The organism is Pseudomonas crudilactis (assembly GCF_013433315.1).
Lineage (GTDB): Bacteria > Pseudomonadota > Gammaproteobacteria > Pseudomonadales > Pseudomonadaceae > Aquipseudomonas > Aquipseudomonas crudilactis.
In genome coordinates this window covers 92930-105719 of the sequence record NZ_WXVV01000017.1, presented here as the reverse complement: position 1 = coordinate 105719, position 12790 = coordinate 92930, and the positions used below count along the sequence as shown (strand labels likewise).

Here is a 12790-nt window from a genome sequence, read left to right as displayed (position 1 = left end):
GCGACCTACTGAGGGCCTATAGCTCAGTTGGTTAGAGCAGAGGACTCATAATCCTTTGGTCCACGGTTCAAGTCCGTGTGGGCCCACCAAACCTGAAAGCCGCGCAAATGCGCGGCTTTCGTCGTTTCTGGGGCCTGAAAGAAATACGCGGATGAACTGTTCCCGTGTCCGTGCTTGCGTCTGTGTCGCGTAAATTTCAGAATGCCGGCAAAGGATGCCAGTCGGCTTCAGGGACGAATAATCGTGTACAAACTTTCCTCGCTACAAGCGGCCAGAGGACTGGCAGCTCTTTTTGTCGTAGCGTTTCACTCACTATTCATCAATGCCAAGTATGTAAAAGGTGAACGCCTGTTGCCGGAGCTGTTTGTTTTTGGACAAACCGGTGTAGATCTGTTTTTTGTCATCAGTGGTTTTGTGATGATTATCGCTTTCCGTAACAAGTTCGGTCTCAAGGGCGAAGTTGCTGAGTTTCTCAAAGGGCGATTCTTTCGAATTTACCCAATTTATTGGGTTTATTTTCTCGCTATCTTCTTTGTCGCTCAGGTCAAACCTGAACTGGTGAACGGTTCTCAGGGAGGGGCTGTCGACATGACCTGGTCATTTTTCCTGCTCCCGCACTCGGCGTTACCGTTGTTAATGGTCGCCTGGTCACTTATCCATGAAGTCTGGTTCTATCTCGTATTTGCCTTGATCCTGATGCTCCCGGCCAAGCGGATAACTCATGCGTTTGCGCTGTGGTTAATCACGATTATCGGCGTTTCAATTTTTTCGGATACGCCGGAAAATCCTTATCTTCGGGTGATGTTCCATGAGTTCTCCATTGAATTCATTCTCGGTGCCTTGGCGGGAATCACATACCTGAGGCTTTCATCGGTTTCTTCTGCGTCTCCTTTTACCATTCCCTTGATGGGTCTGACTGGGCTGGCTGGTCTTGTCTACGCATTGACCACCGATGTAGTCGGCGACGCCGATGTCATTCAATCCATACCCCTGGAACGAGCCTTTGCGATCGGTGGCGGTTACACGCTTTTACTGTTGGCATTTGCCCTGCAAGAAGCGAAAGGTCGATTAAAGTCATTCGGTTTTCTCAAATCAGCTGGGGATATGTCCTATTCGCTGTACCTTTCGCACGTGCTGACACTCAGTGTTTGCGGGCGCCTATGGGTTATGACGGGGCTCAGCGGTAACAACTTCTGGCATGCAACTTTGTTCTGGACAGTTTCCTACACGGCAGTCCTGGTGGTTGCTTACTGCAGTTATCAGTTGATAGAGCGCAAACTGCTGAATCTCTCGCGCAACATTCAACTCCCTGTACGAACGTAAAAAAAACCGCACATCCGCGCGGCTTTTTCATTGCCTGTAACATGTGCAGGCCAAAGATCCGCGCCAATGGAGTCGCCCCTTGCCAGATATTCGCCCGCCCGTACTTGATGAAGTCGACCGCCAGTTGATCGCCGCTCTGCAAATCAATGCCCGTGAGAGCGTGGCCATGCTCGCCCGGCAATTGGGCATAGCGCGCACCACCGTAACGTCGCGGCTGGCGCGGCTGGAAAAGGCCAAAGTGATCACCGGGTACGGCGTACGCCTGGGCCAGCGCGTAGTCGATGGCGGCCTGCAGGCGTATGTCGGGATCAAGGTGCAGCCGCGTTCCGGCAAAGAGGTGGTGCGCCGGTTGAGTGCGATGGCGCAGGTGCAGCAGCTGTGTGCGGTGAGTGGCGAATTTGATTATGTGGCGTGGTTGCGTACGGATTCGCCGGAGCAACTGGATCAGTTGCTGGATCAGATTGGCAGCGTGGACGGGGTGGAGAAGACTACGACGTCGATCATTTTGAGTAGCAAGATTGATCGGGGGCAGCCGGTTTAAGATTTTGATCGGGCTTCTCGGGTGAATTTCAGGACCTCTTCGCGAGCAGGCTCGCTCCCACATTTTGGTCGGTGTGCAGCCTCTAATCGTCATATTGATCGTTAATCTGGCAAAACGACGACACTTTGCGTCTTATTAACGTGTTCTACGCTCCCTAGAATGGCTGGCATCTTTTCCTATACTCAGACGCGCATCCCGCGTCGGGTCGCCAGCAAGGTCAGCCATGAACAAGAACAATCGCCATCCTGCAGACGGTAAGAAACCCGTCACCATTTTCGGTCCGGACTTTCCGTTCGCCTTTGACGACTGGATCGAACACCCGGCCGGCCTCGGCACCATTCCTGAACACAATCACGGCGCCGAAGTGGCAATCGTTGGCGCAGGTATTGCCGGTCTGGTCGCCGCTTACGAGTTGATGAAACTTGGCCTGAAGCCAGTGGTTTACGAGGCGTCGAAACTGGGTGGCCGTCTACGTTCACAAGCCTTCAACGGCACGGACGGTATCGTCGCTGAACTCGGCGGCATGCGTTTCCCGGTGTCGTCCACCGCGTTCTATCACTACGTCGACAAGCTCGGTCTCGAGACCAAACCCTTCCCGAACCCACTGACGCCGGCCTCCGGCAGCACCGTGATCGACCTCGAAGGTAGAACCCATTACGCACAGAAACTGGCGGATCTTCCTGCACTGTTCCAGGAAGTGGCTGACGCCTGGGCGGATGCGCTGGAGGCCGGCTCGCAGTTTGCCGATATCCAGCAAGCCATCCGCGACCGCGATGTGCCACGCCTGAAAGAGCTGTGGAATACCTTGGTGCCACTGTGGGACGACCGCACCTTCTATGACTTCGTCGCCACCTCGGAAGCCTTCGCCAAACTGTCGTTCCATCACCGCGAAGTGTTTGGTCAGGTCGGTTTCGGCACCGGCGGCTGGGACTCGGACTTCCCCAACTCGATGCTGGAAATCTTCCGCGTGGTGATGACCAACTGCGACGATCACCAACACCTGGTGGTCGGCGGCGTCGAGCAAGTCCCACAAGGCATCTGGCGGCATGTGCCGGAGCGCTGCGTGCACTGGCCCGAAGGCACCAGCCTGAAATCCCTGCACCGTGGCGCACCGCGTTCCGGCGTGAAGAAAATTGCCCATGCACCGGATGGCCGCTTCGCGGTCACCGACAACAATGGCGACACCCGCGAATACGCCGCCGTACTGACCACTTGCCAGAGCTGGCTGCTGACCACCCAGATCGAATGCGACGAAACCCTGTTCTCGCAGAAGATGTGGATGGCCCTCGACCGCACCCGCTACATGCAGTCGTCGAAAACCTTTGTGATGGTCGACCGCCCATTCTGGAAGGACAAGGACCCGGAAACCGGCCGCGACCTGATGAGCATGACCCTCACTGACCGCCTGACCCGTGGCACCTATCTGTTCGACAACGGCGACGACAAACCGGGGGTGATCTGCCTGTCGTACTCGTGGATGAGCGATGCGTTGAAGATGCTGCCGCACCCGGTGGAAAAACGCGTTGAGCTGGCGTTGAACGCATTGAAAAAGATCTACCCGAAAGTCGACATCGCCGCGCGAATCATTGGCGATCCGATCACCGTGTCGTGGGAAGCCGACCCGTACTTCCTCGGCGCCTTCAAAGGTGCCCTGCCCGGCCACTATCGCTACAACCAGCGCATGTACGCGCACTTCATGCAGGACGAGATGCCGGCCGAACAGCGCGGGATTTTTATCGCTGGCGACGACGTTTCGTGGACACCGGCGTGGGTCGAAGGCGCAGTGCAAACCTCGCTCAACGCGGTGTGGGGGATCATCAAGCATTTCGGCGGTTCGACACATAAAGCGAACCCGGGCCCGGGTGATGTGTTCAAATACATCGGCCCTATCGCCCTGCCCGAGTAAGAGGAATCCCTGATGCGTGTAGCCCTTTACCAATGTCCGCCACTGCCCCTGGCCCCCGCCGCCAACCTGCAACGCCTGCATCAGGTGGCGATGGAGGCCAAGGGTGCCGACCTGCTGGTGCTGCCGGAGATGTTCATGACCGGCTATAACATTGGCGCCGAAGCGGTCAGCACCTTGGCCGAGGTCTACAACGGTGAATGGGCGCAGCAGATCGGCCGGATCGCCAAGGCTGCGGGTCTGGCGATTGTTTACGGCTATCCGGAGCGCACCGCCGACGGGCAGATTTACAACGCCGTGCAGTTGATCGATTCGCACGGCGAACGCCTGTGCAATTACCGCAAGACGCATCTGTTCGGCGATCTGGATCGCTCGATGTTCAGCCCCGGTGATGATGATTTCCCCATTGTTGAGCTCAACGGCTGGAAGCTGGGTTTCCTGATCTGCTACGACCTGGAGTTTCCGGAAAACACTCGCCGTCTGGCACTCGCCGGCGCCGAACTGATTCTGGTGCCGACAGCGAACATGATCCCGTTCGATTTCGTCGCTGACGTCACCGTGCGTTCGCGCGCCTTCGAAAATCAGTGCTATGTGGCTTACGCCAACTACTGCGGCCACGAAGGCGACATCCACTATTGCGGGCAAAGCAGCCTCGCCGCGCCGGACGGCAGCCGTATCGCCCAGGCCGGACTCGACGAAGCACTGATCATCGGCGAGCTCGACCGGCAGTTGATGCTCGACTCCCGCGCGGCCAATCGCTACCTCAGCGACCGCCGCCCGGAGCTTTACGGCGCGCTCAACCAGCGCTAATCCGCTAGCATTGGCACTTCACTGTTCTGGAAGTGCCCATGCCTGCGCCGACTCACCCCCGTCCTCACACCGAAACCCTGGCCAACGGCTTGCGCGTGACCCTGCGTCATGCGCCCGACCTTAAGCGCAGCGCCGCTGCCTTGCGCGTGGCCGCCGGTAGCCATGACGTGCCGTTGGCGTGGCCGGGGCTGGCGCATTTTCTCGAGCATTTGCTGTTTCTCGGCACCGAGCGTTTCCCAGCGAATGAAGGGCTGATGGCTTACGTTCAAGGTCACGGTGGCCAGGTGAATGCCAGCACGCGAGAGCGGACCACTGACTTTTTCTTTGAGTTGCCGACACAGTCGTTCAGCGCGGGGCTGGAGCGACTGTCAGACATGCTCGCCAATCCGCGTATGAATCTGGACGATCAGTTGCGGGAACGGGAAGTGTTGCAGGCGGAGTTTGTCGCTTGGTCGCAGGATCCTGCGGCGCAGCAGCAGTTTGCCCTGTACGAAGGATTACCGGCAGAACATCCGTTGCGCGGGTTTCATACGGGGAATCGCGACAGTCTCCAAGTCGAGCAACCTGCGTTTCAACAAGCGTTGAAAGATTTCCACCAGCAGTTTTATCGGACCGGGCAAATGACTCTGAGTCTGGTAGGACCGCAGAATCTTCAAGAACTAAAAGCACTGGCTGAACAGTTTGCGGCGGTTTTGCCCGTTGGGGATAAAGTTGTGCAAGCGGCATCCATACCGCTGGCGATAAAAAGTTATCAACAGGTCGGTGAGCGACGCGGCAACCTGATGTTTGCGTTCGATGCCTTGCCTGAGTCGTCTGTCGAGGCTTTGGCGTTTCTCTGCCATTGGTTAAACAGCGCCAAACCCGGCGGGTTACTGGCGCATATGCAGCAGCAGAATCTGGCTGATGGATTAAAATCTGCGCCGGTCTATCACTTTGACAGGCAAGCGTTGCTGCATCTGGAGTTCATCGCAGCTTCCGGATCGTTAAACGCCATTGGCGAGCAGGTCCTGGATTGGCTGAGTTTCTTTGCTCAACAAGATTGGGCGCCACTGCGCAAAGAATACGCAGCTCTGCTGCAGCGCCAGCAGCAAGTCGCAGGTGCGCTGCAGTTGGCGCGACTCGACAGTGAACAGTTGGAAAATGGCCTGTCCGATGCAGGCGTTGAGACCCTCGCTCACATCCTCGGTGAAATCGGCACTGTGGATAACTGCAGCGATCACTGGATCCTGCCTGCTGCCAATCCTTTTCTGCGAGCCAGCGAACCCTTGGCCAACGCCGGACTGATTCGCGGCCAGACCAGCGCCCATAGAGGGCTGCGCACATTTGCTCAGGATCGCTCACGCGGCCGTCGCGAGCGCTCGCCGATGCAGTTCAGTCAAGCGTTGCCGGACAGCACCGATGAAGGTGCGATCTATCTGCGATGGCAAGTAGAGGCCGCAGCCGGTGCTGATCTTCAATCGCGGTTGCAGCGCAGTCTTCAGCAAACTCAGCAAGACGCGCGGGAGGCCGGTGTCGATCTGTCTTTCAACGTCTCTGGCAATCAATGGCTGCTGAAGCTCACCGGCCTGCAAGAGCCAATGCCCTGCGTCCTCGAGCATGCGCTGAAAAGTCTGGCGCAAGTTGACCCTGATTCGCCGAGCAGCGAGCTGGAAACGCCACTGATCGCCATCCGCCAACTGCTTAAAGCGCTGCCGGAACATATTCTGCAATCAGCAAGAACCGGCGACGACGCCAAACACCTGTGGACAACTTCGCGCTGGGACGGCCTCGCTCTGGGACTTAACCAGCAGACGCAATCCGCCATGGGCCTGGCCTTGAGCCGTATTCCCGGGATCCCTGACAATCAGTTGCCTGCGCCGACGAAGATTCCCGCGCAAAAACACTGGCGACATATCGATACCGCCTCCAGTGAACACGCCTTGTTGCTGTGCTGCCTGACCGCCAGCCGCGACATCGCCGACGAAGCCGCGTGGCGACTGTTGGCGCAGTTGTGCCAGACACCTTTCTATCAGCGCCTGCGCGTCGAGTTGCAATTGGGCTATGCGGTGTTCAGCACACTGCGCCAGATTCACGGGCAAGCGGCGATACTGTTCGGCGTGCAATCCCCGAGCACCGCACCTGGGGATCTGCTAGGCCACATTCAGCAATTCCTCGAAAGCCTTCCAATGCGAATCGAACAATTGGATGAAGCGAGTTTTGAACAGCAGCGCAAAAGCCTCGCCGATCAATTCGATGACGCCAGTCTGTCCAGCAAAGACGCCACCGAACTGTTTTGGCAGGCCAAGCTCGCTGGCCACTCATCGGATTATCTTGAGCAATTGATCATTGCGATCCGCCAACTGGATCGCCAGGCATTGCTTAGCGCTGCCCAGCGTTTAATCAACGCCGAAGGCGGCTGGCTCTGCCTCGCCAGCGATCCGAAGCCCAACACCCCATGGCGAGCGGCAAATTGATCATTACCGAGGCTGCAAGGAGCTTTCTCAAAGATTCACGGGCATTTACCCGGAAATTTTGAGTAACATAGCAGCCTAACTATTTGGAACATCTTTGCGCTGCCGTGGACTATAACTATGGACAGCGCTATCCCACCTACCCTGAGGAGACACACCATGTCCTGGACAAAACCTGCTTACACCGACCTGCGTATCGGCTTCGAAGTCACCATGTACTTCGCCAGCCGCTGAGTTCTGCTTACGTAGAATTGCAGTGCAACGCCTCGGCTCGCCGGGGCGTTTTATTTTCCGCGTTGAAATGATGGAGTGTTCATGTTCGTCCAGATTCTGGGTTCGGCCGCTGGCGGCGGTTTTCCGCAGTGGAACTGCAACTGCGTCAACTGCGCAGGTTTTCGCGACGGCAGCCTGAATGCCAAGGCCCGCACCCAATCGTCCATCGCGATTTCCGATGACGGCGTGAACTGGGTGCTGTGCAACGCCTCGCCGGACATCCGCGCGCAGCTGCAAAGCTTCGCTCCGATGCAACCGGGCCGCGCCCTGCGTGACACTGGCATCAGCGCGATCATCCTGATGGACAGCCAGATCGACCACACCACCGGTCTGCTCAGCCTGCGCGAAGGCTGCCCGCATCAGGTCTGGTGCACGGACATGGTTCACGAAGACCTCAGCAGCGGTTTCCCGTTGTTCAAGATGCTCACGCACTGGAATGGTGGGCTGGACTGGAACCGCATCGAACTCGACCAGAGCTTCACTGTGGCAGCGTGCCCGAACCTGCGTTTCACTCCGTTGCCATTGCGCAGCGCCGCGCCGCCGTACTCGCCGCACCGCTTCGATCCGCATCCGGGCGACAACATTGGTCTGATCGTTGAAGACCTGAACACTGGCGGTAAATTGTTCTACGCACCGGGTCTGGGCAAGGTCGATGCGCCGTTGCTGGAGATCATGGCCGGCAGCGATTGCCTGTTGGTCGACGGCACGATGTGGGATGACGATGAGATGCAGCGCCGTGGCGTTGGCACTCGCACTGGTCGCGAGATGGGCCATCTGGCACAGAACGGCCCCGGTGGCATGCTGGAAGTGCTGGAGCAACTGCCAGAGCAGCGCAAAGTGCTTATCCACATCAACAATACCAACCCGATTCTCGATGAAGATTCGCCGGAGCGTGCCGAACTGGCGCGACGTAATGTTGAAGTGGCGTTCGATGGCATGAGTATTGTGCTGTAGCGACCGACCTCTTCGCGAGCAAGCTCGCTCCCACATTGGATCTGTGGCGTTCACAAACCCTGTGGGAGCGTGCTTGCTCGCGAAGGCGTCCGAATAGACACCCAGGATTCCAACGGTTGTTCCCCGGAGAACCGCAATGACCGACACCCCGCTGTCCCCCGCCGAATTCGAAGCGGCCCTGCGCGCCAAAGGCGCCTACTACCACATCTACCACCCGTATCACGTGGCGATGTATGAAGGCCGCGCCACTCGCGAGCAGATCCAGGGCTGGGTCGCCAACCGCTTCTACTATCAGGTGAACATCCCCCTGAAAGACGCGGCGATCCTCGCCAACTGCCCCGATCGGGAAATCCGCCGCGAGTGGATTCAGCGCCTGCTCGACCACGACGGCGCTCCCGGCGAAGATGGCGGTATCGAAGCCTGGCTGCGCCTTGGCCAAGCGGTCGGTCTCGACCCGGACCAACTGCGCTCCCAGGAGCTGGTGCTGCCCGGCGTGCGTTTCGCCGTCGACGCCTACGTCAACTTTGCCCGTCGCGCCAGTTGGCAGGAAGCCGCCAGCAGCTCGCTGACCGAACTGTTCGCGCCGCAGATTCACCAGTCGCGCCTCGACAGCTGGCCGCAGCATTACCCGTGGATCGATCCGGCCGGTTACGAATACTTCCGCACCCGCCTCGGTCAGGCGCGGCGTGATGTCGAGCATGGTCTGGCGATCACACTTGAACATTACAAGACCCGCGAAGGCCAGGAGCGCATGCTGGAGATTCTCCAGTTCAAACTGGACATTCTTTGGAGCATGCTCGATGCCATGAGCATGGCCTACGAACTGAACCGCCCGCCGTACCACAGCGTCACCGAACAACGCGTCTGGCATAAAGGAATCACCTTATGAGTTTCGACCGCAGCAAAGTCCCGACCTGGCGTCCCGGCTACCGCTTCCAGTACGAACCGGCGCAGAAAGGTCACGTGCTGCTTTACCCGGAAGGCATGATCAAGCTCAACGACAGCGCCGCACTGATCGGTGGGCTGATCGACGGTGAACGCGATGTCGCCGCGATCATCGCCAAACTCGATGAGCAGTTCCCCGGTGTGCCCGAGCTCGGTGACGACATCGAGCAATTCATGGAGGTTGCCCGTGCGCAGCACTGGATCGAACTTGCCTGATCTGCCGCCCAAGCCTGAAGTCGGCCTGCCGCTGTGGCTGCTCGCCGAGCTGACGTATCGCTGCCCGCTGCAATGTCCGTACTGCTCCAATCCGCTGGACTTCGCCGAGCAGGGCAAAGAGTTGAGCACCGAGCAGTGGATCAAGGTCTTCCGCGAAGCGCGGGAGATGGGCGCGGCGCAACTGGGCTTTTCCGGCGGCGAACCGCTGGTGCGTCAGGATCTCGCCGAGCTGATTCATGAAGCGCGGCAGCTGGGTTTCTACACCAATCTGATCACCTCCGGCATCGGCCTGACCGAGCAGAAAATCAGCGATTTCAAAAAGGCTGGCCTCGATCACATCCAGATCAGTTTCCAGGCCAGCGACGAGCAAGTGAACAATCTGCTCGCCGGCTCGAAAAAAGCCTTCGCGCAGAAACTGGAAATGGCTCGTGCGGTGAAGGCCCACGGCTATCCGATGGTGCTGAACTTCGTCACCCATCGGCACAACATCGACAAGATCGACCGCATCATCGAGCTGTGCATTGCGCTTGAGGCCGACTTTGTCGAACTCGCCACCTGCCAGTTTTACGGTTGGGCGCAGCTCAATCGTGTCGGCCTGTTGCCGACCAAAGAGCAACTGGTCCGTGCCGAACGCATCACCAACGAATACCGGGCGAAGCTGGAAGCCGAAGGGCATCCGTGCAAGCTGATTTTCGTCACCCCGGATTACTACGAAGAACGCCCGAAAGCCTGCATGAACGGCTGGGGCAGCATCTTTCTGACAGTCACCCCGGACGGCACCGCCCTGCCCTGCCATGGCGCCCGACAGCTGCCGGTGCAATTTCCCAATGTGCGCGACCACAGCATGCAGCACATCTGGTACGACTCGTTCGGCTTCAACCGCTTCCGTGGTTACGACTGGATGCCCGAGCCGTGCCGCTCCTGCGACGAGAAAGAAAAAGATTTCGGCGGCTGTCGCTGCCAGGCGTTCATGCTCACCGGCGATGCGAGCAATGCCGACCCGGTGTGCAGCAAGTCCGAACATCACGGTGTGATTCTCAAGGCCCGCGAAGAAGCCGAGACCGCCACCCAAACCATCGAACAATTGGCCTTTCGCAATGAACGAAACTCACGCCTCATCGCCAAGGGCTGAGCCTTTCAGCGCCTCGCAAGCCGTCGCGGCCGGCATGGATTTCGCCGAGTTGCAGCTCGGTGCCAATGGGCTGTTCTGGAATGAATATCGCCCGGAAGATGCCGCATGCCGGATCTGGCATTGGCGCGATGGCGTGGCGAGATGTCTGACGCCGGATGGCTTCAGTGTGCGCAGTCGCGTGTACGAATATGGCGGTGGCGCGTTTTGTCTGACGCCGGATGGGGTGGTTTTCGTCGCTGAGGCGGATCAGCAGTTGTACCGCCAGAAGCTCGGTGGCGAGCCGGAGGCATTGACGTCGGGCGAGTGCCGTTATGGCGATCTGCATTTTGCTTTCGGCCAAGTGCTGGCGGTCGAAGAACAGCAAGATCAGCATCGGCTCGTAGCAATCGATCTGGCTGACGGGACGCGGTATTTATTGGCTGAAGGCGCGGATTTTTATGCGGCGCCAATCCTCAGTGCGGATGGCCTGCGTTTAGCGTGGATCGAGTGGAGCCGGCCGCATCAGCCATGGACGTCGACGCGGTTGATGGTGGCGGAACGCTTGGCTGACGGCGCCTTTGGTTCGCCGCGCTGCGTTGCTGGCGATGAGGTTGAAGAGTCCATTCAACAACCACGATTTGATGCTGAAGGTCGACTGTATTGCCTGACTGATCGCGGTGGATTCTGGCAGCCGTGGGCTGAGACTTCGGACGGTTTGGCGCCACTGCCTGCCGCGCCGGCCGATCATGCGCCGGCGCCTTGGCAGTTGGGCGGCTGCACCTGGTTGCCTGTTGATAATTCGTTTTTGGCGAGCTGGAGCGAAGGTGGTTTTGGTCGCCTGACGCTCGCTGACGAAGATTTCACTGGTGACTACAGCCGCTTCCGTCATCTCGCTGTGGATGAGCGATTTATCTACTGCATCGCCGCCTCACCGATCAGTCCTTCGGCGGTCATCGCCATTGATCGAACCACGCGAGAAGTGAACGTGCTGGTGGGTGGCGTGGCGCCCCTGCCCGCTAAGCGCATCAGCCGTCCGCAAACCCTGTGCTACCCAAGTGGTTCCGGCGAAGCGCACGGGTTCTTTTATCCAGCCATGAGCGGTGAGACAAAACCGCCCCTGGTGGTGTTCATCCACGGCGGCCCGACGTCGGCCTGCTACCCGATTCTCGACCCGCGCATTCAGTACTGGACGCAACGTGGCTTCGCCGTCGCTGATCTCAACTATCGCGGCAGCAGCGGTTATGGCCGCGAATATCGGCAAGCGCTGCACTTGAGCTGGGGCGAGGTGGATGTCGAGGATGCTTGCGCGGTGGTGAGCTATCTCGCCGAGCAGGGTTTGATCGACGGTGAGCGCGCATTTATTCGGGGTGGCAGCGCAGGCGGCTACACCACGTTGTGTGCGCTGGCGTTCCAACAGGTATTCCGAGCGGGTGCCAGTCTTTACGGAGTCAGCGATCCGGTCGCTCTGGGCCGGGCGACGCATAAGTTCGAAGGTGATTATCTTGACTGGCTGATCGGTGATCCTGAGCAAGACGCCGAACGCTACGCGGCCCGCACACCGCTGCTGCATGCTAGCAACATTGGCGTGCCGGTGATTTTCTTTCAGGGTGAGCTGGATGCGGTCGTTGTTCCGCAACAGACCCGCGACATGGTCACGGCACTTGAGGAGAACGGCATCCCGGTCGAAGCACATTACTACCCGGACGAACGCCACGGTTTCCGCCGTGCGGCCAATCAGGCGCATGCGCTCGAGCAGGAGTGGAAGTTCTATCGCCAGGTAATGGGATTGGCGGACTGATCATCGCGCCCCGTTCAAAACCGAGGTGCCCCATTCGCGAGCAGGCTCGCTCCCACATTGGATCTGTGTTGTTCACAAATCCCCTGTGGGAGCGAGCCTGCTCGCGAAAGCTATCTACTTGGCGCCGCAGAACTCAGCGCTTGGCGATGATGTACACCGCATGCACGATCCCCGGAATATACCCGCACAGCGTCAGCAGAATGTTCAACCAGAACGCCCCGCCAAACCCGACCTGCAGAAACACGCCCAGTGGTGGCAACAGAATAGCGATGATGATGCGAATGAAATCCATGGGGCAGCTCCTGTATGGGGGTTGGCTCACTTGAGCCATACAAGCTAATCGACCTGCGCCGTTCGTCAGGGTTCAGTGCAACTGCCATTTGATCGCCATCACCTCACAAAAAAACGCCCCACGCCAAAAGAATCAGGCGTGGGGCGTGCGTTATACCGCGAGACGGTTCTGGAA

The 12790-nt window shown here is 58.6% G+C and carries 12 protein-coding genes and 1 tRNA gene; 12 read left to right on the top strand and 1 reads right to left on the bottom strand.

All coding sequences use genetic code 11. The features are described from left to right. Nucleotides 1–12: 12 nt before the first annotated feature. From GTU76_RS19230 to GTU76_RS19175, 12 genes are all read left to right on the top strand, one after another. A tRNA-Ile gene (locus GTU76_RS19230) sits at nt 13–89 on the top strand. Nucleotides 90–243: 154 nt separating this feature from the next. Beyond that, a complete protein-coding gene (locus GTU76_RS19225) occupies nt 244–1323 on the top strand; it encodes an acyltransferase family protein (RefSeq protein ID WP_180699348.1) in 1080 nt (359 codons plus the stop codon). A 79-nt stretch (nt 1324–1402) separates the two neighbouring features. Continuing rightward, nucleotides 1403–1864 (top strand): Lrp/AsnC family transcriptional regulator, encoded by a 462-nt coding sequence (locus GTU76_RS19220; RefSeq protein WP_016983153.1) that lies wholly within the window; start codon nt 1403–1405, stop codon nt 1862–1864. Between the two features lie 223 nt (nt 1865–2087). Continuing rightward, the gene (locus tag GTU76_RS19215; protein WP_180699347.1) at nt 2088–3770 is read left to right on the top strand and encodes a flavin monoamine oxidase family protein; all 1683 of its coding nucleotides are present in this window, start codon (nt 2088–2090) and stop codon (nt 3768–3770) included. A gap of 12 nt (nt 3771–3782) precedes the next feature. Continuing rightward, nucleotides 3783–4577, top strand: coding sequence for a carbon-nitrogen hydrolase family protein (locus GTU76_RS19210; RefSeq protein WP_180699346.1), 795 nt, complete (start codon nt 3783–3785; stop codon nt 4575–4577). A 38-nt stretch (nt 4578–4615) separates the two neighbouring features. Beyond that, nucleotides 4616–7030 carry a pyrroloquinoline quinone biosynthesis protein PqqF gene (pqqF, locus tag GTU76_RS19205; RefSeq protein WP_180699345.1) on the top strand — a complete coding sequence of 805 codons (2415 nt, stop codon included), beginning with the start codon at nt 4616–4618 and terminating at the stop codon, nt 7028–7030. A gap of 156 nt (nt 7031–7186) precedes the next feature. Continuing rightward, nucleotides 7187–7261, top strand: coding sequence for a pyrroloquinoline quinone precursor peptide PqqA (gene pqqA, locus GTU76_RS19200; protein WP_003422658.1), 75 nt, complete (start codon nt 7187–7189; stop codon nt 7259–7261). An 81-nt stretch (nt 7262–7342) separates the two neighbouring features. After that, nucleotides 7343–8254: a pyrroloquinoline quinone biosynthesis protein PqqB gene (gene pqqB, locus GTU76_RS19195; protein WP_016983156.1), complete on the top strand. Its 912-nt coding sequence runs from the start codon at nt 7343–7345 to the stop codon at nt 8252–8254. Nucleotides 8255–8390: 136 nt separating this feature from the next. Then, the gene (gene pqqC / locus GTU76_RS19190) at nt 8391–9143 is read left to right on the top strand and encodes a pyrroloquinoline-quinone synthase PqqC (RefSeq protein WP_042606685.1); all 753 of its coding nucleotides are present in this window, start codon (nt 8391–8393) and stop codon (nt 9141–9143) included. Continuing rightward, entirely contained in the window at nt 9140–9415 is a 276-nt protein-coding gene (pqqD, locus tag GTU76_RS19185) for a pyrroloquinoline quinone biosynthesis peptide chaperone PqqD (RefSeq protein ID WP_007910068.1), read from the top strand. The genes pqqC and pqqD overlap by 4 nt, the downstream gene beginning before the upstream one ends. Next, nucleotides 9408–10547 carry a pyrroloquinoline quinone biosynthesis protein PqqE gene (gene pqqE, locus GTU76_RS19180; protein ID WP_016983158.1) on the top strand — a complete coding sequence of 380 codons (1140 nt, stop codon included), beginning with the start codon at nt 9408–9410 and terminating at the stop codon, nt 10545–10547. Before pqqD ends, pqqE begins: the two co-directional genes overlap by 8 nt. Then, the gene (locus GTU76_RS19175; protein ID WP_180699344.1) at nt 10513–12324 is read left to right on the top strand and encodes a S9 family peptidase; all 1812 of its coding nucleotides are present in this window, start codon (nt 10513–10515) and stop codon (nt 12322–12324) included. The genes pqqE and GTU76_RS19175 overlap by 35 nt, the downstream gene beginning before the upstream one ends. 133 nt (nt 12325–12457) lie before the next feature. Here the strand turns inward: GTU76_RS19175 and GTU76_RS19170 are convergent, their stop codons facing one another. Next, nucleotides 12458–12616, bottom strand: coding sequence for a YqaE/Pmp3 family membrane protein (locus GTU76_RS19170; protein ID WP_003228885.1), 159 nt, complete (start codon nt 12614–12616; stop codon nt 12458–12460). Nucleotides 12617–12790: the final 174 nt, after the last annotated feature.

Coding starts and splice junctions, on each gene's coding strand:
- pqqB (WP_016983156.1), top strand. CDS start 7,343: ATGTTCGTCCAGATTCTGGGTTCGGCCGCTGGCGGCGGTTTTCCGCAG.
- GTU76_RS19215 (WP_180699347.1), top strand. CDS start 2,088: ATGAACAAGAACAATCGCCATCCTGCAGACGGTAAGAAACCCGTCACC.
- GTU76_RS19175 (WP_180699344.1), top strand. CDS start 10,513: ATGAACGAAACTCACGCCTCATCGCCAAGGGCTGAGCCTTTCAGCGCC.
- pqqF (WP_180699345.1), top strand. CDS start 4,616: ATGCCTGCGCCGACTCACCCCCGTCCTCACACCGAAACCCTGGCCAAC.
- GTU76_RS19210 (WP_180699346.1), top strand. CDS start 3,783: ATGCGTGTAGCCCTTTACCAATGTCCGCCACTGCCCCTGGCCCCCGCC.
- GTU76_RS19170 (WP_003228885.1), bottom strand. CDS start 12,616: ATGGATTTCATTCGCATCATCATCGCTATTCTGTTGCCACCACTGGGC.
- pqqC (WP_042606685.1), top strand. CDS start 8,391: ATGACCGACACCCCGCTGTCCCCCGCCGAATTCGAAGCGGCCCTGCGC.
- pqqD (WP_007910068.1), top strand. CDS start 9,140: ATGAGTTTCGACCGCAGCAAAGTCCCGACCTGGCGTCCCGGCTACCGC.